The organism is Algivirga pacifica (genome assembly GCF_039543525.1).
In the GTDB taxonomy this organism is placed as follows: domain Bacteria; phylum Bacteroidota; class Bacteroidia; order Cytophagales; family Flammeovirgaceae; genus Algivirga; species Algivirga pacifica.
This window is the reverse complement of sequence record NZ_BAABJX010000015.1, coordinates 53816-74652: the sequence shown is the minus strand read 5'-3', so window position 1 is coordinate 74652 and position 20837 is coordinate 53816. Positions and strand designations below refer to the sequence as shown.

The 20837-nt window shown below is 41.9% G+C and carries 13 protein-coding genes; 6 read left to right on the top strand and 7 right to left on the bottom strand.

Annotated features, from left to right (window positions below; translation table 11 throughout):
• Nucleotides 1–97 precede the first annotated feature (97 nt).
• Nucleotides 98–754 carry a metallophosphoesterase family protein gene (locus tag ABD985_RS03635; RefSeq protein WP_345369285.1) on the bottom strand — a complete coding sequence of 219 codons (657 nt, stop codon included), beginning with the start codon at nucleotides 752–754 and terminating at the stop codon, nucleotides 98–100.
• Between the two features lie 192 nt (nucleotides 755–946).
• Here ABD985_RS03635 and ABD985_RS03630 point away from each other — a divergent pair, with 192 nt between their 5' ends.
• The 4 genes from ABD985_RS03630 (at nucleotide 947) to ABD985_RS03615 (ending at nucleotide 6380) form a co-directional block, all read left to right on the top strand.
• On the top strand, nucleotides 947–2131 hold the full coding sequence (locus ABD985_RS03630) for a lycopene cyclase family protein (RefSeq protein WP_345369283.1): 1185 nt from the start codon (nucleotides 947–949) through the stop codon (nucleotides 2129–2131).
• The gene (locus tag ABD985_RS03625) at nucleotides 2094–3047 is read left to right on the top strand and encodes a Brp/Blh family beta-carotene 15,15'-dioxygenase (protein WP_345369281.1); all 954 of its coding nucleotides are present in this window, start codon (nucleotides 2094–2096) and stop codon (nucleotides 3045–3047) included. The genes ABD985_RS03630 and ABD985_RS03625 overlap by 38 nt, the downstream gene beginning before the upstream one ends.
• Nucleotides 3048–3147: 100 nt before the next feature.
• Nucleotides 3148–3909: a bacteriorhodopsin-like gene (locus ABD985_RS03620; protein ID WP_345369279.1), complete on the top strand. Its 762-nt coding sequence runs from the start codon at nucleotides 3148–3150 to the stop codon at nucleotides 3907–3909.
• Nucleotides 3910–4226: 317 nt separating this feature from the next.
• Complete coding sequence (locus ABD985_RS03615; protein ID WP_345369277.1) at nucleotides 4227–6380, top strand: hypothetical protein; 2154 nt, start codon at nucleotides 4227–4229, stop codon at nucleotides 6378–6380.
• Between the two features lie 60 nt (nucleotides 6381–6440).
• Here the strand turns inward: ABD985_RS03615 and ABD985_RS03610 are convergent, their stop codons facing one another.
• On the bottom strand, nucleotides 6441–8144 hold the full coding sequence (locus tag ABD985_RS03610; protein WP_345369275.1) for a SusD/RagB family nutrient-binding outer membrane lipoprotein: 1704 nt from the start codon (nucleotides 8142–8144) through the stop codon (nucleotides 6441–6443).
• Nucleotides 8145–8255: 111 nt separating this feature from the next.
• Nucleotides 8256–11294 (bottom strand): SusC/RagA family TonB-linked outer membrane protein, encoded by a 3039-nt coding sequence (locus ABD985_RS03605; RefSeq protein WP_345369274.1) that lies wholly within the window; start codon nucleotides 11292–11294, stop codon nucleotides 8256–8258.
• A 402-nt stretch (nucleotides 11295–11696) separates the two neighbouring features.
• On the opposite strand from ABD985_RS03605, the gene ABD985_RS03600 reads away from it, so the two are divergent.
• Nucleotides 11697–14414: a glycoside hydrolase family 19 protein gene (locus tag ABD985_RS03600; RefSeq protein WP_345369272.1), complete on the top strand. Its 2718-nt coding sequence runs from the start codon at nucleotides 11697–11699 to the stop codon at nucleotides 14412–14414.
• Between the two features lie 253 nt (nucleotides 14415–14667).
• On the opposite strand, the gene ABD985_RS03595 is transcribed toward ABD985_RS03600, so the two are convergent.
• The 4 genes from ABD985_RS03595 to ABD985_RS03580 all read right to left on the bottom strand — a co-directional run bounded on the left by ABD985_RS03595 (nucleotide 14668) and on the right by ABD985_RS03580 (nucleotide 19679).
• Nucleotides 14668–16137 carry a cryptochrome/deoxyribodipyrimidine photo-lyase family protein gene (locus tag ABD985_RS03595; RefSeq protein ID WP_345369271.1) on the bottom strand — a complete coding sequence of 490 codons (1470 nt, stop codon included), beginning with the start codon at nucleotides 16135–16137 and terminating at the stop codon, nucleotides 14668–14670.
• A gap of 239 nt (nucleotides 16138–16376) precedes the next feature.
• Nucleotides 16377–16967 carry an FMN-dependent NADH-azoreductase gene (locus tag ABD985_RS03590; RefSeq protein ID WP_345369269.1) on the bottom strand — a complete coding sequence of 197 codons (591 nt, stop codon included), beginning with the start codon at nucleotides 16965–16967 and terminating at the stop codon, nucleotides 16377–16379.
• 349 nt (nucleotides 16968–17316) lie between these two features.
• Nucleotides 17317–18174, bottom strand: coding sequence for a YitT family protein (locus ABD985_RS03585; RefSeq protein ID WP_345369267.1), 858 nt, complete (start codon nucleotides 18172–18174; stop codon nucleotides 17317–17319).
• Nucleotides 18175–18578: 404 nt separating this feature from the next.
• Complete coding sequence (locus tag ABD985_RS03580; RefSeq protein ID WP_345369265.1) at nucleotides 18579–19679, bottom strand: DUF1254 domain-containing protein; 1101 nt, start codon at nucleotides 19677–19679, stop codon at nucleotides 18579–18581.
• A 262-nt stretch (nucleotides 19680–19941) separates the two neighbouring features.
• Between ABD985_RS03580 and ABD985_RS03575 the strand changes: the two genes are divergently transcribed.
• Nucleotides 19942–20619 carry a type 1 glutamine amidotransferase domain-containing protein gene (locus ABD985_RS03575; protein WP_345369263.1) on the top strand — a complete coding sequence of 226 codons (678 nt, stop codon included), beginning with the start codon at nucleotides 19942–19944 and terminating at the stop codon, nucleotides 20617–20619.
• Nucleotides 20620–20837: the final 218 nt, after the last annotated feature.

Sequence of the window (20837 nt, the reverse complement as noted above, 5' to 3'; positions counted from 1 at the left end):
ACTTCCGTGCAACAACGTTTTCAGAGGCATGGAAAAGCCAATCAGTTAATTCATGACACTACCTAATTATTGAAAATTAATCATTGATCATTGAAAATTAATAAAAATCGATTTCCATTGTTTCTAGTGTTAGTACAGAAAGGTTGCCATAACCTATTCCTCTGTCCTTAAAGCAGCCATTGTCGATACAGATTCTATTTTCACTTTCATCTTCTAATAGTTCCAGTATATGCTTCTTGACCATGGGCGTATGTCCATGTACCACCACTTTATCTTGTATCCAAGGAACATCTTCGTACCATCCTCTTTCCCACATCATTGCTTCCTCATCCTGCATAGGGTCATCTAGCTCCAAGTTCAATCCTGCGTGCACAAAAAGAAACTTACCTTTGCGATAGTGTGTTTTCAATCCCTTAAAAAAGGATTGGTATTTCTCTGGCAATTTCTCAGAACGATTGACCTGAAAACTTTCAGCCACTTCCAGCGACATGTTTCTTACCCCCAATAGTCCCATAAAAGAAGGCTGCATGCTTTCCAGTAGCATATCTTCATGATTCCCTTTCAAGCAAGTTACCTGATATCCTTTTTCCTGCAATGAGAAAATCGTATCAATAACTCCCTTACTGTCCGGACCTCTATCGATATAATCTCCCAATAGAATAAGTTCATCTTTTTTCTCTAACTGTATATGTTCCAAAGCATTTTGGAATAAAGACAAATGGCCGTGAATATCGGAGATTACGTAAGTACTCATGATGTTTTCTTTTCGAATGACTAAAGTTCAATGATTCACAAGCTTCACACATAAAAAACTTGACGATGCCAATCATTATATGAAATAACCAAGGTATCCATATTTCATATGAAAAGCTGTATCAGTCTATAAAAACATGAAACAAACCCTCTCCTTTTTCACTTTATATAGATAGAACCCAACTACCTAGCTATGAAGACAGCACATTATGACATTATCCTTACCGGAGGGGGATGTGCCGCTTACAGCTTCCTGAACGAACTCATTGCATCAAGGCAACTTCCTCGATTCAAGGTATTAGTCCTAGAAGCAGAGGCTACCTTTGCCATGAATAAAACCTGGTGTTTCTGGAGCAAAGAGCGATCACCACTGGTATCACATCAGTGGCAGCATATGTCTTTTTGTTCCCCTAAGCGACAAAGCAGTAGATCTATTGCGCCTTATTATTATCATATGGTCAGTAGCGAATACTTCTTTCGATACAGTTATCAGAAAGCCAAGGCCTTTCCATCCAATATCTTTTTCTTACAAGATAAAGTAGTGGATATACATCGTACAGTCGATGGAGTCTCTGTCACCACAAGCAACCACCACTTTACCGCTTCATGGGTCCTGAATAGTATTCCGACTATGATTGATTCCTCTCAATACCGTTACTGGTTGTGGCAACACTTCAGGGGGTGGGTCATTGAAACGAAGCAGGAGTGCTTTTCTCCTGAGGCCTTCACGATGATGGACTTTAGAACACCTCAGCAAAAAGGAGTAGAGTTCTTTTATGTATTGCCTTTCAGCCGACACAAAGCCTTGGTAGAGTTTACAGGGTTTTCTCCTCATACGTTTGAGGAGGACTATTATACCCAGCGATTGAAACAATACATTAAAAATACTTTGGGGGTAGAGCACTACAAGATTACCTATTCGGAAGGAGGAAAGATTCCCATGACCGATTACTGTTTTCCTCGCAGTACCCAAGAGCATATCATACATACAGGAGTTGCGGGAGGCTTGGCTAAAGCTAGTACGGGCTATGCCTTTGCCAATATACAGCAAGATGTCAGGCAGTTGGTGAATAGTCTCGTGCAAACAGGTCAATTAACTCCCCACACCGCTTCTCGCCAACGGTTCCAGTTCTATGACTTATTGCTTCTGCATATTATTCAACATAAACCGGAGAAGGTGGCCTCCATTATGGATTGCTTATTTGCAAGGAATCACTACCCAAGTATTCTCAAGTTTTTAGAGGAAGAAACAAGCCTTATAGAAGACCTACGATTACTCGGCAGTTTGCCTTGGGCTCCATTCTTACAAGCATTAAAAGAGATCAGTATCCAAGAGATTTATGAAAAACAACGCAATATGGTCAACAGTCGACCCTGAGAATGGACGTTTACTTCTACTCACCTTGGGGGCTATCCTATGCTCCTGGCTATGCCTACAACTATTTCCTTATGGCGAATGGGTTGTTTTTGGTATAGGTATGGCTGTTAGTGGTATTCCACATGGTGCTATGGATGAGGTATTGAGTAAGCAGCGTTATCAGGCTAAGGGAAAAAATTTTCATAGAAGGCGCTTTATTACCTACTATTGGCTAAAAGGTAGTGCTTTTGCCTTAATATGGTGGCTTGCCCCTACCTTAGCCTTCTTACTCTTCTTACTGTTATCTGCCTATCATTTTGGGCAATCACAACTCTATGCTTATTTCCCTGAAAAACATTGGTCTGCAGCCCTTAGCTATATCGCATGGGGTACGGGACTGCTCCTATGGCTATTGCTTCCTTCTTGGGATACTATACAAAACTACCTTATCGGGTTCTTGGACAGAAGTGTCTTGCAGTGGATCGGAAACAATGCTACGTTCCTCTTGGTGATAGCCGGACTATTGATCAGCCTCCCTTTAATAGAAAGATGGATCAATAATACCCTAACAACAGGAAAAGTACTCATGGAGATAGCTCTAGCGGTATTGCTCTTATGGAGTAGTTACCTTATGGGAGGGATCGTAGCTTTCATCTTGTACTTTTGTATTTGGCATGCAGGCAAGTCGATAGCCCTATTCTGTCGTGTGAGACGATTGGAGCGTCCACATTATACATTGATTACCTTTTACAAGGAGGTATTTTGGTACGCGACAATTAGCCTTATAGGGTTAATTGTATTACTCGTAATTAGTACTTGGGTCCTGTTTTCTAATTGGCACCTGCTCTTTCTATTTTTTGTGATGATCTCTGTATTAACACTTCCCCATGCCATATCTGTTGAAAAAATTTTCAATATGGTAAAAAAACATAAATAAATAAATTTTTTAAAATTCGTTAACAATAACTCCATGGACATTGTTATAAAAACAGAGTAACAAACCTTTCAATACCTTTAAACCACAACTCAAAATAACTATGGAAAATTTATTGTTAGAAATAATTCAAATTAAGAAGGATGACCCTGTAGCCTTTACCTTTTTCACAGGGTACATGGCGATGTTTGCCGCATCTATTTTCTTTTTCTTTGAGCGGGGAACGGTATCGGGAAAATGGAAAACATCCCTATTGATCTCAGGACTGATTACTGGTATTGCAGCCGTACACTACTTCTACATGCGTGACTATTATACGGTAACTGGAGAAAACCCTACTGCACTGCGATATATTGACTGGACGTTAACCGTACCACTGATGTGTGTAGAGTTTTACTTGATCTTGAAACCCGCTGGAGCCAAGGTGGGATTACTCTGGAAGATGATTATCGCCTCCGTATGGATGCTGGTCGCAGGGTATATCGGAGAGGCCTTTACGGATGGCTCTATGTCACACTCCGTGATATGGGGGGTACTATCTACGGTAGGGTATGCCTATATCCTATACGCAGCTTGGTTTGGTGAGGTCAAACAATTGGCAGACCAATCCCAATCACCCGCCGTCATTAAAGGGATACGTGCATTGGCTTGGTTTGTACTCGTGGGATGGGCAATTTACCCAATCGGTTATATGGCGATGCCAGGAGGATGGTTAGGCCCTGATGGAGCCGGTTTACTGACCACGTCTAGTATGGACTTGATCTATAATATTGGTGATGCGGTCAACAAAATTGGTTTTGGTCTAGTGGTTTATGCCATTGCGAAGGCCGAAACTGCTAAGGAACAAGGTTTGACAACAGCCTAAGCCTAGTCAAAGTAACAAGCATATTTCTTAAAGCTCCATCGTTAAGTATGGGGCTTTTTTCGTGGGCATTCGATCGTAGAATTCAGTGAAATTCCTCCTTCGTATAGCAATGAAAGTGGTGTGCTTTGCAGAAATGAAGTATAAAGACTGTATATAGTGGTTATCAATTATCAATTTAAGAAAGTTATTTTCACCAGAAACAACATACAATACCCTACGGGTAGTTTTTCAACATTTTTTTAAACGATAAGCGATAAACCCTTTTTAACCGATAAGCCTTTTTCTAAGCGATAAACAAATAACACTACCAAAAGCTTATGTCTACTAAAATACTTTTTATGCTTCTTGCTTCCACGCTTTTATGGAGGCACTCACTATTAGGACAGTCCATCTATTCCTATGATGACACAACCTTTCCCCCTCGGGCTAATAATGCAATAGAAGGGAATGCTTTTATGGATCAGATAAAAGACTTATCGTTGGAAGATCGGGAAGCCCTAATGTTTGAGGAAATCAAAAATGGGAATATGCCCTCTTTCTGTAAGACCTTTAAAACAATTACTGGGGAGAAAAATGGGGTATCCTATCAGTTTCAGGCCGCATTGGATTATCTGTCGATAGGATCTGATAGTAATTTTTGTCGAGTGCCTATAAGTCCCATGCTTGCCCAGCGTATCGCAGATCATTTTGGATATTCCCTACCTACAACCAAAATGGTCGATGAGATCTCTCAAGCCGCTGATCAGCGGATCAATCCTATTACTTACGCTCCTAACGGAAATGATAACGAACAGGTCTGGCAGTTTGTAAAACATCAACAAGCGATCGAAAATGTTCTTGCCAATAGCAATGAAACATGGGATCGAAACAAAAGTCTTGTCGATGGACTAAAAAAAGATGTCGTCATCTCTAACCGGTTGATCGATCGCCCAGGAAAGGTAGCTATCTATGGTTGGTACAAGCTCGACGGAACGTTCTGGCAACCTCTTTATACAGGGCATATTGATACCTATGTAGACTATAGTCATGGTGTTCGACTTGTACACAATAGTGTCATCGTCAATGAGGATACGCTCCAACTGACCGATGTACTGAAAGACCCTGCCCTTTATTCCTTATTTAGCGATGAGAGTGGCATTATGGCCCAACCCTATTATGCCTATAATAAAACCGTTGTACCTCCTCCTTCTGCCCCTCGTTCTTTTGGACTTAAAGTATTGAATGGACAAGAAGTTGAACTATCTGTTCAGCCCGATTCAGATACCCTATCCCATATTATCGAAGTGACGCATCCATCCAATAACGATGTATCTACTTTTATACTTGAAAAGGGTGAAAGTAGTAAAGTCATTACGGGATTAGTGATGAATCAATCTATTCATGTACGACTACAAGCCAAGAATGAACATGGAGTATCTCCTTTCTCTGAGACGCTCAGCATCACGCCATCCGACTTATCTTCTGATTTATTGATTGTACAAGGATTCGACCGAGCAACAGAGGGTAATAGCTTAGACTATATGAAATATCATGCAGCTTCCGCGGTCTCTTCCGCCATAGGATATGATGCGGCGACCAATGATGCCATAGAAGATAGACTATTCTCCATAAATGACTATAAATATGTCGATTATGTATTGGGAGAAGAGAGTACAGCAGATGAAACCTTTAGCCATAAAGAACAGGACTTAATACAAGCCTATCTGCAGCAAGGAGGCAACCTCCTCGTATCTGGTTCAGAGATTGGATGGGACCTGGACCATAAGGGAGACAGCAAGGACCAATCCTTTTATCATGATTATCTAAAAGCAGCCTATCAATATGATGCCCCCTTCAATCAAGCGGCTACATGGTATACGGCAAAAGGCTTGGAAGGAAGCTTCTTTCAAGCAATAGAATCATTACAATTTGACGATGGAACACAAGGTACTTTTGATGTAAAATACGCTGACCAAATCACTCCCCTGAAAGGTAGTGAAGCCATTCTGGAATATACAGGAGGAAGTTCTACGGCCTATGCTGCTGTCGCTTATACAGGGATATTCCCCTCAGGAACCGACACTGCTAAAGTGATCAATATAGGGTTCCCTTTAGAAAGTATTTATCCTGACAGTAGTCGAGATCAACTATTCCGTACGATCATCAACTATTTTAACCATACTCCTACTCCTGATCCTCCTGTTATAGCGGGTATTGAATCATTGGAAAAACAAGACACCTTATTCTCTATTTCTTCTAATCCTGTTGATGAGCAATTAAGTATCCAATTGCATCTTCCTATTCAACAAGTAGTTGCTATTGTTTTGTATCCAGTTAATGGCACTGTTTCTCATCAATTGTATGATAAGACATCATCCCTCAAAGGTTCTCAACTTGATTTTTCTGTTGCTAATTATCCTGTAGGACTCTATTGTTGTATGCTAAGGACTGATGAGGGAGTTCAGGTGAAAAAGGTGCTGATTAGAAAATAGAAAAACCGGCAAGCAGTATGCTTACCGGCTTCAGTAATCAACATATGACAAAAGCACAACTTAATCCCAAAAGAAGTTAGAAGCATCTTGCAGCTTGTCCTGAGCCAGGGTATACCCCTCGGCATTGTTTGCTGCTTCTGCTCCTGGAAGGTCTACGTAGTTTTTAGGCATCTTCACATAGTCACGCTCCGCAACATATAGCTTATCAAACCCTACTCTTCTTACCTCTGCATACGCCTCGTACCCATTGTCTGTCAGCGTCACTAGTTTTTGCTGTACGATAGGAATTACTTTATCATCAGCTGTATCGAAAGCAGTTTCCAAAGCCATTTCAAAATCAGTATTGGAAGCAACGCCATAATAATCCAAGTTTGCTTTCACTCCATTCATATAAGCAGTCTTCGCATCTCCTGCAACAATTCCCGCTGCATATACTTCTGCTTTCAGGAACCATACTTCTGAAGCCAATAGAATTCCTTGACGAGAAGCATTGGTCCACACACCATATCCGGGAACACCGTTCAAACGAGCAAACATTCTATCGTCATAGTAAGCTGCATCGGTTAATTCCTCACCTAGACGAGGTCCATTCCATTTCCCTGTATAAGTCGCCCACTGTTCTGCTGCGGCCGAGGCATCCGCAATTTTCTGAGCGTCTGCTTCCTCTTTATTGTTAGCAATCAAGTCTGCATAAAAGCTTTCTAGTTCTGTGACAGACCAGTTTCTATAGAACTTATCTGCTTGAGAAGCATTACTGATTAATCCATTAAAGTACCCTGATCCTGCATTCTCTACCACAGTTGTCTTTAGGAACAAAGGATTTAGTCTAGGGTCATCATTGGCCATATCCTCATCAGCAAACGTCATGATATTCAGAATACCTGCCGTCGGTTTTCCCTCATCTCCCCAGCGTGTCAAGGCATTGGAAGAGTTCATCCCTCCAATCTCTGTCCAGATCAAGCTTTCGTCATCCACCGTAGCAAAAGAGGCTCCTTCTTCGGTGGTCTCCATCAGTGGTTTACTCATGATCTCAGCGATCACCGTAGACTGATCGGCCACCTTATGCCATCTTACTGCCGTTCTCAAGCGAAGGGAATTTGCAAACTTCGTCCACATGCCATAATCCCCTGCGTAGATAATATCTCCTGAAGACAAGGCAATACTGGCACCTGAAACACTTTCCAGCGTCGTCACCAACTCACCCAGTTCAGCGATCACGGCCGGATAAATCTCTGCCTGTGTCTCATACTTTGGCGTCAATGACTCTCCAAGTTCCGAGAAAGGAACCACGCCAAATGTATCTGCCAGTCGGATAATCTCGTTCAACAAATTCACTCTAAAAATAGCCTTATCCGCCTCTACACCCTCATACTCATACTGCTCCAAAAGCGCCAAAGCCTCCTGAATCACTCGAATCTTTGTTCCATAGGCATTGTTCCAGTACATCGTCTGTAAACGATTGGATCTGGCCTCTGCATAGAAAGACGTCTGGTGCTTTGGCACACCATAGATCAGGTTGGCCAAGTTAGCCGTTACCAATCCACTTCCTACATAAGAAGGGCCATAAGACGACATGGAAGTAATCGATGTTTTCAATAAAGGAGAGACTAAATCCTGCATCATATCCGGTGTCAGTCCTTCTGAGATATCAATGCCATTCGGGTTTTTATTCAAATCCTCATAATGATCGGTACATGCTGAAAGAGAAGCTAGCAATACCGCTGGTACAATAACCGCTTTTCCTAAGATATATGATAATTTCATGGTATACTTCAAATTTTAATGTTCGTAATGGTGAGTGATTGGTGGTTGGTGATTGGTGATTAGACTGCTCACTGCTCACTGTTCACTGCTCACTGTTCACTGCACTCTGTCCTACAGTTTGATGTTGACATTAAAGCCATAGCTTCTGGTGGATGGCATCGACAGATACTCTACCCCTACTACGTTTCTCGCAGCCATCGACTGAGGATCTACACCTTCTGCTGCATTGTATAGGTAGCCTAGGTTTCTACCTACCAATGACACCGTCACTGACTGTACCGGAGTACTCAACAGCCATTGTCTAGGCAAGCTATACCCCAAGCTCAACTCTCTTAGCTGTACAAAAGAAGCATCGGTTACGAATGGTGCTGCGATTCTATTGTTCGTCAATCCTACCCAATAATCCTGAGCACTTACAGTTCCGGTGAACGGCTGACCATCCTCAGTAACCGCATCCAGTGTCAATCCAGTTTCTCTACCTTCCAACGTGCCTGCATGGTTACCATTTCTATGCATCGTCATATTTGTCCCTGAGAATACATCCCCACCTAACTGAGCGGCCAAAGCGGCATTGAAGGTGATGTTCTTGTAGCTTAGTGTATTCATAAAACCACCGGTCATATCGGGTGTAATATTCCCTAGTACCTGCTCTGAATTAGCTACTGGTACACCATTAGCATCTACGACAATCTTTCCATCCTGATACGTAAAGTCATTCCCCTTGATCTGCCCAAACGGCTGTCCTTCTTCCGCTACCACGGAAACCTGGAATGGTGTGGCATCGTATCCTACCAACGTTTGCGTCAGTCCATCTCTCATCTCCACTACCTGGTTACGGTTATTGGAACCGGTAAGGATCATATCCCATTTCAAGTCTGCGGTCTCGACTGGTGTTGCTCTCAACTGAATTTCAAAACCTTTGTTCTCAATCACACCACCATTTACCCACATGTTTCCTTCTGTCGTCTGAGCAGCATAGATCTGATTCTCTGAAGTAGCCTGATAATACGTCACGTCCAGACCTACCTTATCATTGAAGAATCTCAGGTCCAAGCCCAACTCTACGGATGATGTAGTCTCCGGTACCAGGTCCGCATTCGGCAAGGTAGACTGTGTAGAAACCGCTACTTCATTATTTTGTCTAGTAAAGATCAAGTTCGGATTAGTGGCATACGGTCTAGTATCATTACCCACCTTGGCATAAGATGCTCTCAATTTGCCAAATGTGAAAAGATCACTGTCGATCCCCAACACTTCACTGAAGGCTACCGAAGCTGTTGCGGAAGGATAGAAGAAAGACTTCCCTGGCAAAGACGACGACTCATCCCTTCTGGCCGTAAGGTCCAGGAAATAAGCATTCTGATAAGCCAAGCTTGCCGAAGAGAAAATAGAGAATACTTCTTTCTCAATTATACTTCTACTGTGCTGTGGCTGATTGATATTATTCACTGAGAAAATCCCCTCATAAGCCATGGAGCCATTCATAGCATCCGCTACCGAAGACTGCTTCAATAAGTTCGTACCCAGAATCAGCGTACCGTCCAATTCTTCGGTTAATTCTCTCTTGGCTACAAGCAATACATCCGTATTCATCTCCATCACTTGCTGTCTCACGTTGATCATTTCCGTGTTTTGATCCTCTCCTCTAAAGTTTAGCGATGTTCTGTTTGCTGACCAGAAATCCAACCCTGTACGTGCCTGAATACTTAGCCAGTTTGTAAACTCATACTTTACAGAGGCCATGCCAATAAAACGGTCCTTTGTATCCTCATTAGGCATATATTCCAACGCATAATAAGGGTTCATGGTCAACGGATCAGGATTAAATTTATACTTCACATTTCCATTGTGAGCTTTCAGGTCCATGACATTCAAAGAACGAGGCATGGATACCAAAGAATAGATCGGGTTGACATAGTTTTCTCCACTGACCTGACGGTTATATCCATCAACATTAATGTAACTTAGTTTGCCGTCTACTGACAATCTATCCCCCAACTGTGTTCTTCCTCTAAACGTCAACATATTACGCTCAAACTCAGAACCCACGGTAATTCCCTTATTCTGTAGGTTGGCGTACGATAGACGGAAACCAGCTTCCTGATTCCCCCCTGATAGGGATACGCCATTCGTCAATGTCAATCCATTCTGGAAAAAGTCCTCTACATTATTTTCATAAGCCTGATACGATTTACTCTCCCCATCAAAATCAATATAGCTTGATGTACCAGCGCCAAACTTAGCGCCCCAGCTAGAAGTGGCATTCCAGTCCGTACCTACAACTGTGGTTGGCGTTCCATCATTGATTGTGCCATTATTTCCTACCCCATAGTCGTTCTGCAATGACCATAGCAACATTGGTGTATCAAACGTCACATTGCTATTGATTTCCACTCCCAGTCCTTCCGCAGGACCTCCTGTCTTGGTGGTAATCAGGATTACCCCTCCGGCAGCTCTGGTACCATAAAGTGCCGCTGCTGCAGGACCTTTTAAAACGGTCATACTTGCGATATCGTCTGCATTGATGTCTGCAATACCATCTCCATAGTCTATCGCCACGTTTTTAAGACTTCCTACATTGTTTGAGGTATTGTCAATCGGCACACCATCGACAATAAACAAAGGCTGGTTAGTCCCTGACAAAGAGTTATTACCACGAATGGTTACTCTTGCCGATCCTCCTGCTCCTCCTGACCCTCGATTGATCTGTACCCCGGCCACTTTACCGGAAAGGGCATTCATAACATTTGGTTCCTTAATTGTAGACAAGTCATTTCCATCAATTTCTGTCACAGAATACCCTAATGCTTTCGTCTCCCTCTCCATACCAAAAGCGGTCACCACAACTTCCTCTAGCTCGCTTACATCTTGTGCCAGAGCAATCGATAGATTAGTACTGCTTCCTAATTGCACTTCTTGCCTCTCATAACCAATAGAAGTAATCGTCAATATAGCCCCTACGGATGCCTGAATAGAAAACTCTCCATCAATGCCAGTTACTGTTCCTTGTGTAGTTCCCTTGATTTGAATGTTTACCCCGGGAATCGGCTGATTGGATTGGGCGTCTAATACCTTTCCCGAATAGGTTTGTGCTAATACCTGCAATGAAAGTAGCATCATTGCAGTAAATGAGAATAATTTCATTTTCATAATCAGATGTTTTGTTCTGCTGAATAGTCACAGCTAAAAAATTGGATTATCAATGAACCTAATATAGGATGAGGGTTTAAGATTCGTTAACATTTTAGACTAACAACGTAGAATCATACACGAACTACATAAAACAAACGATTAGAGAGTTATTTATCATAATTTCAGAATATTATTAAATAAAAACTTAAAAATACAACACTACAAGTACCCCTAACATTGATGTGCATTTTATAATAGAATAGAACATTACACCTTTTTGTATCCCTTCCCAGCTATTCCCCTTTACCTATTGTACACTCATTTGTACCCCTCTCATTTTTGCCTTACTAAAACGATTATTTCTATTTCGTCATTATTCCATTTCAAATTGGAGATGTTTAAAATTCAAAAACAACAATAATGACAACCAATATCCATGCGAGCACAAACAAGTTCCTTCAAAAACAAGGAGGGAATCGCTTTCTATGGAGATCACTTATTATAGGTCTCTTTTTTAGTCTATTCATTACTCCTGTATTGCAGGCACAGTCTATTCCCATGACGGAAGCCCAATACAATGAATTATTTCCTTATCGCTTTGGCACTGAAGCTCAACCCGAAGGAGGGTATGCCTTGAATCCAGCCAAGGATTTCTTTACCTATGATAGCTTTCTGGAAGCGATTGAGCGTATGAAAAATATCAAGGTAATTATGGAGAGAAGGACGGGAACTAACCTTTACAAAGTAACACGCATTAATAAAACCACTGGAGAAGAGAAACTAATCCGTACCGATAGTGGCTTTGATGACTCTTGGAACGCACAAAAATCCATTGTGACCAAAGAGGTGGACTATGCCCTATTCCTCAATGAAGGAGATACCGAAACCATCACTAGAGAGTTAGCCGCATTTTTAGCCAATATCTCTCAGGAAACTACTGGAGGTTGGAGCACGGCACCTGGAGGAAAGTATGCCTGGGGGTTATATTTTAGGGAAGAAGTCGACTATGCCAATAATGATGAGCTAATTGGATACGTAGAGGCCAACCACCCGGACTATCCTCCTACAGCAGGAAAATCATATCATGGTAGAGGGCCAATACAATTGAGCTGGAACTATAACTATGGACAAGTCAGCCAATTCCTATATGGAGACAAAAGTGTCCTACTGGATAACCCAGACCTAATTACGGAAGATGCTGCTTTGGCATTTCAAACAGCCATCTGGTTCTGGATGACTCCACAGTTTCCTAAGCCTTCTTGCCATGATGTCATGGTAGGCAACTGGGTTCCTACTTCCTACGATCTAGAAAACAAGCGCTTCCCTGGGTTCGGCGTAACCGTCAATATTATCAATGGAGGATTGGAATGTGGATCAGGAACGGAAAAATCCAAGGTACTTAGTCGTATCGGCCACTATGAGCGTCATTCCGGTATCTTAAATGTAACGACCGACCTGAATGGTGGAAGCAGCTGCGATGCTTGTGGGTGTGCCAACCAGAAACCATTCAGTGGTATAGAGCCTGAACCTACCCCAGAAGAGCCTCGTATCAGCATACTCTCTCCTACCACGACAGAAATTCGTCAGGAAAACTTTGAGGCCATCACCATATCAGTGAGTATTCTGGATAAAGACGATCAGGCGATCAACGATGCTGAAATAGCGATTGATGGTACTGTCGTTTCTACCCAAGGTGTCAGCTATGATTGGACGCCTTCTGCTTACGGTACTTATAGCATTACGATCTCTGCTGCAGACCAGGCGGGCAATAGTAGCACCACTACACTTTCCTTAGAAGTCATGGATCCGCGTACGAACTGTGGAGAAGCATGGAATGCAATAGTCTATGCAGGAGGTAGTCAAGTCGTATATAACAACTTAATTTATCAGGCTGCATGGGAAACCAAAAGTACTGATGAGCCAGGGCAAAGCGATGTATGGAAACTTCAGGGACCATGTCCGGGAGCCTCTTTTGATTGTACTGGATATCCGGAGTGGGAAGCCTCCAACACGTATCAAAATAATGGCATGTGGGTCACTTATAACAATAACATTTATGCTTTTCAAACCTGGTGGTCTACCGGACAAAACCCAGAAAGCAATCCAAATGTATGGCAACTGATTGGTGCTTGTGACTCTGATGGGAATACTACTACTGATACTCCTCCAAGCATTAGCTTTACACAGCCTACCCAAGATACTTTCTATGGCTTAAACCCTATTGCTATTGAGGTCAATGCTACGGATGACCAAGGTACTCCTACCGTACAAATCCAGGTCGATGGGAGTACATATAACGGTACAACCGCCACACTGACACCTTCTGTTTTTGGGGAATACACCATCATTGCTACGGCTACGGATAATGCAGGCCAAAGCAATACTGTCACCAAAACGATCACAGTGCAGGAAGAAGATACGCTTCTGCCTCCTGTCGTAAACTTCACTTCTCCTTCCAATGGCAGTATCCTGGAGATGGAAAACTTATCTCCTGTAACTGTTACGATCAATGCTACAGATGCAGATGGCAGCATTGTTTCCAGCAGTATCACGGTGGAGAACCAAACCTATAACAGCAGCAGTATCTCGTGGACGCCTTCTGCTTTTGGAACGTATACACTGAGTGCTTCTACAACCGATAATGATGGCCTAACTGCTACCACTGAGATTACGGTCACTATAGAGGAAATCAGCAATACCGATAATGGTTGTGGTACACTTGCCACTTATGCTCCTTATCCTAGTATTTATATGAAAGGCGATCAGGTAACTTACGAGGGATATATCTATGAAAGCATGGTAGACAACCTTTATAATGTTACTCCAGGTACCGCTGATCATTGGTGGAAGCCTATAGGACCATGTGGCAGTGCTCGTTTAGTTTCAAACAATCTACTAGACCATGTACTGATCTACCCTCAGCCCTTCCAATCTTCCTTCCGTATTGATTGGAAAGAGAAAGATGCTGCTGCGCTAGTTGTTCTTTATAACCAAACGGGACAATCTGTATTACGTATGACCTTTAAGAAAGGAAGTCCTATGCTAGTCGATACAAGTATGCTTTCTCCAGGGTTATACTTTGTCAATATTACCAGCAGCAAAGGGACTCGCTATCAGCAGAAGGTATTGAAGCGATAAAGGTTTGACATTGTTATATGTCAATCTTTACGGTGTGGATCTTTGCCATGAGACGTAATGCCATCAACTTAAAGAGAAAGCATATGTAGAAAGAGTAGTACAAACTCGCTGCAGGTCGTATCATTACATGACGTGCGTAACGCTACGACCAGTTTCTACCTTTTCATTATCAGCTTAAGTTGACGACATTCTGCCATTAGGCGAGGACCTACAACATGTAAATGAAAAATTAAGGGCAATTAATTAATTGCCCTTAATTTTTTTTGGTATGCATTTCAATGATACGGGCCGCTTCTTCCCGAACTAATGGGTGATTTTTGTGGGACCAAAACTTTTTACGGGCACGCTTCCCTGTCGTTTCCAAATCAATAATTGGATCCGGATAAGATTTATTTTTCATTCCCTGGAAAAGGGCATCCAAAGAGGTCATACGCCAAGGCTCATGCAAATACTCCTTGGGGGTACGGGATAACTCTGGCACCCATTTTTTGATAAACCTTCCTTCCGCATCTTGTTCCTTGGATTGCTTTACCGGATTATAAATACGAACAGTATTAATCCCTGTCACCCCTGCCTGCATCTGAAATTGTGGATAGTGAATCCCCGGTTCATAGTCCAGGAAAAGCTGTGCTAAATGATAAGCTCCTTTTCTCCAGTCCTGATCCAATCGATGGCATAAAAAAGACACCAGCATCGCCCGCATACGGAAATTAATCCATCCGGTAGCAATCAATGCTCTCATACAAGCATCTACCATTGGATACCCCGTACGTCCATGTTTCCAAGCCTCCAGTAGTTCTGGATTATTTTCGTACGTCAATAGATCATATCCCCTATTGATACACTCTGTCTCGTATCGACACTCCATCTCAAATTTCTGAATAAAATGACAGTGCCACTTCAAGCGAGTGAGGACAGCATTGAAGGCTTTCTTGTGTTCATACCGATTAGGATGATTTTTGATATACTGGTATACTTGCTTGATCGACAGGTTCCCCCAGGATAAATAGGGCGATATCCTGCTACAACTCATTCTACTTTTGGAAGGGCTAGAAATAGCCAAGTGATAATCAAAGCCCCTTTTCTCTGTAAAAGAATAGAGGTATTTCCAACCGTGACTTTCTCCTGCAGGCTGAAAAACCATAGAGTAATTCTCCAGATCTCTTTTCAGGTGCATAGAAAGCTCAAAAGGCACCCCTATTCTTAGCATCTTGCCTGTCTGGTATTGATTTTGGATTAAAGGAGCATTCATGGTTTGATACCAGGCCTTCTCCCATCCATCACGGTTATGTAATCCACGGATAATACCATCACGCTGGAACTCTGTCCAGATGATTCCACGATCCTTGAACCACGTTTTCATTTGCTTATCTCTCTCCCAGGAATTGGCAGTACCACTCTCCTGATAGCTGAATACTTCCTTGATCTCAAATTCTTCCGAAAGGAAAGAAAAAACCTCCCGGGCATCCTTGTACCATAGGTGCACATACCCTTGTGTTTTCGCTAAAATTTTATTGATGTCCTTCACGGCATGATAAATAAACTTCAAATGCCTTAAAGAGGTATCGGGATGTTCTATCTGTTTTGGTTCCAGTAGGCTAAACGCGATATAAGGTAAACCTGCATTTTCTGCCGCCTGGAAGGCTGCATGATCCTGTGTTCTTAAGTCTCTTTTAATCCATACAATATTTATCGCTTTCCGTCCCAGCATATTTCCACTCATAGTTAGTTTTGATAATCCCCCCCTTTTTTGCTGTTCATAGTTTTATCTGTTTCGTTTTCTACTTGTCGTCCTATTGGGGTTCAAATAGGTAACTTTTGGGTAAATGAGATTGTTTAAGGGAAAGGAAAAATACTGGAGGGTGATCAAGGGTAAATAAAAAAACCGTAACAAAGATGTTACGGTTTTCCAGTGCAATTGTTCTCTGATTAATGGTCTGTCACAATTTTTGTTGAGGCGACTTACGCCTCTGATGTTACGCCTCCAATAATTTCTTTTGCTTTGGCAATAACGGCATCAGCACCTCCCATCAGCTGGTCAGCTGGTATAAATTCAATATCTGAAATCCCGATAAATGTCAGGAACTGTCTTACTAGTTTAGTCGCAAAGTCTACCTCACTGTCAAATGGTACTCCACCGCTCGCAATAACTACATAAGCTTTCTTACCAGACAATAGTCCCACTGGACCTTGCTCTGTGTACTTAAAGGTTACCCCTGCTCTAGCGACCTGGTCAAAATATGCTTTCATGGAAGCAGGTACACTAAAATTATAAATCGGTACACCCAACACTAAAGTATCCGCTTCCTGCAACTCTGCTACCAAAGCCTCTGATTCCTTGATCAGCTCTTTTTGTGCTTCTGTACGCTCTTCTGGTGCAGTATAAAATGCTCCTACAGTCTCTCCTGATAGCAATGATACACCTCTGGTCAGATCACGGTCAATTACTTTAGTTCCTTCTGTGCTCAAAGTAGCAACCAACTCCTCTACCAGTTGACGGCTTACCGATACCTCTGCAGACTGTACGCTTGAATTAATTTTTAAGATTGTCATGAGTATATTGTTTTCCTTGTTTGCAAAATCATAAACTGTTTGACAAAGGAACATAATTAATAGTAAAATGTTTACATGTAATATATATTTTTTTGTTAATGACTGAAAAGTAAAGGGGTGATTCTTACATATAGGGATTGAAAAGTAAGGGAAGTGAATCTATAGAATTAAAATAAAAAAAGGCCCTGACATAGGCCTTAGGAGTATTTTCTTATAGCATTCTAGCTTGCTGAAACTTGTTTCAACAAGCTAGAATTAATTCCTTAAAAATAAGCTGTTTCGCCTATTTTTTTTGATATAAATGGTACATCATTTGATGTACCCGTACGGACGCGCCAGTGGCGCGTCCCTACGAGCCTAAATATTTTCTTAATACTCCACCCTTGATATTATTGATATCAAACTCAATCACCACAGCTTTCTCATCTACTTCATCAATCACCTTGGAAAGCCTTCGGATATCGATACGGTTAATGACAGTATGAATTACCTGTTGTCCCTCTTTCTTTCCTGAGTGTCCATACCCTTCTACATTCTGGTAAACCGTCAACCCTGCTCCCATACGTTCAACGATGACCTCTTTAAGCACTGCAACATCCTTGGAGAAAATCATTAACCCTATATAATCCTCAAACCCCTCAATCATCAAATCGACTACCTTGCCGGTCACCAGGTAGGTAATAATGGAATACATGGCCTGCTCCTTAGAGAATACCATAGCGGTAATCGAGAAGAGAATAATATTAAACAATAGAATAACTTTTCCGATACTGATCCCAAAACGATCATTGATCACTACCCCCAAGATCTCTGACCCATCCAGTACAGCTCCATTCTTAATGGTCAATCCAATACCTGCCCCCAGAAAAAGTCCCCCAAAAATGGAGATCAGCAAACGATCTTCCGTCATCGCCTCAAAGTTCTCGTAGTGAATCATAATCGCTAAGGCTACAATGGAAATAACTGACTTGACCACCACCCTTCTGGCAATAGAAAACCAGCCCAGTAACAGAAAGGGAACACTGATAATCAATAACCAAAAAGATATGCCGTAAGGAGTTAGTTTACTTAACAGGATGGCAATCCCTGTCACCCCTCCATCCAGAAATCCGTTGGGAAGCAGGAAGGCCTTTAACCCAAAACTGGCCAAAAAGATGCCCAAGGCAATTTGTAAGTACTCAGAAAGCAAAGCAAAAGGCTTTTTCATAAGGTATTCTCATTAGTATAGCAACTACTATTTAAGGTTAATTCTGTCGCTGTCTGCGGCATTGTATACGCTTATCGCTTATTGGTTATCGTTTAACAACAACCAATAAGCCGTAAACCTTATTATGCGACAGCTTCAATCTTAACTACTATAATAACAACCTCAGAAAAAGTCTTTGTGTTCGTAAAAAAAGACTTCAAACAACTGAAAAGGAGAATCCAAATGGATAAAGGAGGAAGGAGGAAGGAATAGAAACCTATAGATAGTTATCCTTTATCCTTTATCCTTCTTCCTTAAACCCCTTAAAAGTAGGACTTAACTATAAGCCTTCAGGTTAATCCTATCGCTGTCTACGGAATTATATATTGGCTATCATTTAATTAAGCTGTAAACCAAAAGACTATTTATTTTATTGATTTCATCATCGGCAGAAGGCGGTAATCTTCTTCCATCACTTTAGAGGAAGGTTTATAGTGACGAATCGCAATATTAAAATAATTGGTTGGGTTCTCTATCGCTAAATTGTTGGGAGCATCATCTCCACAACCAAAGCTTATAGTATATGTGCCGTCTTCGTTGGCTTGAGCGGTATTCGAGCTATAATTTGCCAGGTCACTAAACATAAAGCCATTCTTGTCATAAACTGTAATAGACCAAAATGCTTCGTTTCCGGGGTCCTCAAATGTCAATTGATAACAGCTATCAGTAGCGTAATTACCCGATACCTCATAGATATTATCCTTCATTTGCGCACCGCCCCAACCTATGGCAGCGCCCACTTGATATTTTTCTTCTGTAAACAGTTCATTGGAGGCATCATTGGGATCGGTAAACATCCCTTCCAAAGCCCTTGGTCCATCCCTTTTGACTATTCCGGGTTGTTTTGCTTTAAGTTCTTCTTCTACTTTTGTAAACGATTCTTCGTTGACGGGACTTGCTTCAAATTTTTTATCAGCATTTGCCTGAATCGACATTTGATCTTGGATCTCCTTGACTTCTTCTTCTGTTAATGTGGCATCCAACCTAATTACAAGGTAGAGATGAGTCCCTACATGAGTAGCCAAATCGAATGTTCCAGGCCCATACTTCATTGCTTGAATTCGGTGGTCTTCTGTTACGGACTGTACGGATACATACTTTCCTTCCGGAACTTCAGGAATAGTCACTGACGCTCCTTCAGAAACATCAACAACAGCGGTTGAGTAATAAGTATCTCGATTCATTCTCACCACGGGTTGCTCATCGGTAGGCGTTAGTTCACGCTTGTGAAGAAATTCATTGACCCCGACCGCTGTTTGGACTTTAAGCATTTGTCTAGAAGTTTCATCGGTAGGATAGGTTTCGGGAGTCACCTCTCTACCCTCTGCATTAAAGAAAGCTTGATCGGTCGTTACTTTTTCTAAGGGAGTGACTGATTGCTCTATTTTTATGGACGTCTCTTTTTTAGAGGATTGACAACTTATCACTGTTAACCATAATGATAGTATAAAGAAGACCTTTTTCATCGTATACTTTTTTATGTTGAAACAATCTGTCTATGCATAACATAAAATACGCTATTATCATCCATTAACTACTTTCGAATACGCCCACAACCAAGCAACACCCCGTACTATGGCTCTCAGAATCATAATACTATAACACGTTATCAATTCTACTTATACAAAAATCATCAAACTCTATAGGTTCTTTACAAACAGAAAACGAATCGTTGATGTTATTTGAGAGAATTGATTTTAGAATAACCTTTAACCTTAACAAAGAAATATGAACGTTTTATTTGTGTTAACCAGCCACGATAAACTAGGAAATACAGGAGAAAAGACCGGCTTTTGGGTAGAGGAGTTTGCTGCTCCTTACTATTACCTGGCCGATAAAGGAGTAAACATCACCTTAGTCTCTCCAGAAGGAGGGCAACCGCCTATTGATCCTAAAAGTGAGACAGAGGATTTCCAAACGGAAGCGACTAAACGTTTTAATCAGGATGAAGCATTACAACAAAAATTAGCCAATACAGAGAAGTTGGCCCACATAAATGCTGATGATTTCGATGCTGTATTTTATCCAGGAGGACACGGTCCATTGTGGGACTTGGCAGAAGACCCACACTCTATTGGGTTGATTGAGAAATTCTATGCGAGCAACAAGCCTGTGGCAGCCGTTTGTCATGCTCCAGTAATCTTTAAACATACCAAAGGAACCGATGGAGCTCCTCTAGTGCACGGAAAAAAAGTGACCGGCTTCTCCAATACCGAAGAGGACGCCGTACAACTGACAGATGTGGTTCCATTCCTGGTAGAGGATATGCTACAGCGCAATGGGGGTGAATACTCCAAGGGCGATGACTGGGCTCCTTACACCGTAGAAGATGGACTATTAATCACGGGACAAAACCCTGCCTCTTCTGAAGCTGCGGCAGAGCTTTTATTGAAGAAGTTGCAGTAATTATCGGGGGAAGGATGAAGGATGAAGGATGAAGGATGAAGGAAAACACTTAATTTATAGCTTCTTTTCCTTTATCCTTTCTTTTATTAAGCGACACAATAGTTCTCTCCTTCTCCGCCTAGGGTTAATTAAGGTTGAATAATTAACCGACAGTTGAGGCGGCTTACGCCGCTGGTTGAGTGGAGCTTTGCTCCGTTGAGTAGCCCTTCGGGCTGTTG

Bases quoted from the DNA above. Each gene is read 5' to 3' on its own strand.
- ABD985_RS03590 (WP_345369269.1), bottom strand. From the start codon at position 16,967: ATGACAATCTTAAAAATTAATTCAAGCGTACAGTCTGCAGAGGTATCG.
- ABD985_RS03630 (WP_345369283.1), top strand. From the start codon at position 947: ATGAAGACAGCACATTATGACATTATCCTTACCGGAGGGGGATGTGCC.
- ABD985_RS03635 (WP_345369285.1), bottom strand. From the start codon at position 754: ATGAGTACTTACGTAATCTCCGATATTCACGGCCATTTGTCTTTATTC.
- ABD985_RS03600 (WP_345369272.1), top strand. From the start codon at position 11,697: ATGACAACCAATATCCATGCGAGCACAAACAAGTTCCTTCAAAAACAA.
- ABD985_RS03585 (WP_345369267.1), bottom strand. From the start codon at position 18,174: ATGAAAAAGCCTTTTGCTTTGCTTTCTGAGTACTTACAAATTGCCTTG.
- ABD985_RS03625 (WP_345369281.1), top strand. From the start codon at position 2,094: ATGAAAAACAACGCAATATGGTCAACAGTCGACCCTGAGAATGGACGT.
- ABD985_RS03605 (WP_345369274.1), bottom strand. From the start codon at position 11,294: ATGAAAATGAAATTATTCTCATTTACTGCAATGATGCTACTTTCATTG.
- ABD985_RS03615 (WP_345369277.1), top strand. From the start codon at position 4,227: ATGTCTACTAAAATACTTTTTATGCTTCTTGCTTCCACGCTTTTATGG.
- ABD985_RS03610 (WP_345369275.1), bottom strand. From the start codon at position 8,144: ATGAAATTATCATATATCTTAGGAAAAGCGGTTATTGTACCAGCGGTA.
- ABD985_RS03575 (WP_345369263.1), top strand. From the start codon at position 19,942: ATGAACGTTTTATTTGTGTTAACCAGCCACGATAAACTAGGAAATACA.
- ABD985_RS03620 (WP_345369279.1), top strand. From the start codon at position 3,148: ATGGAAAATTTATTGTTAGAAATAATTCAAATTAAGAAGGATGACCCT.
- ABD985_RS03595 (WP_345369271.1), bottom strand. From the start codon at position 16,137: ATGAGTGGAAATATGCTGGGACGGAAAGCGATAAATATTGTATGGATT.
- ABD985_RS03580 (WP_345369265.1), bottom strand. From the start codon at position 19,679: ATGAAAAAGGTCTTCTTTATACTATCATTATGGTTAACAGTGATAAGT.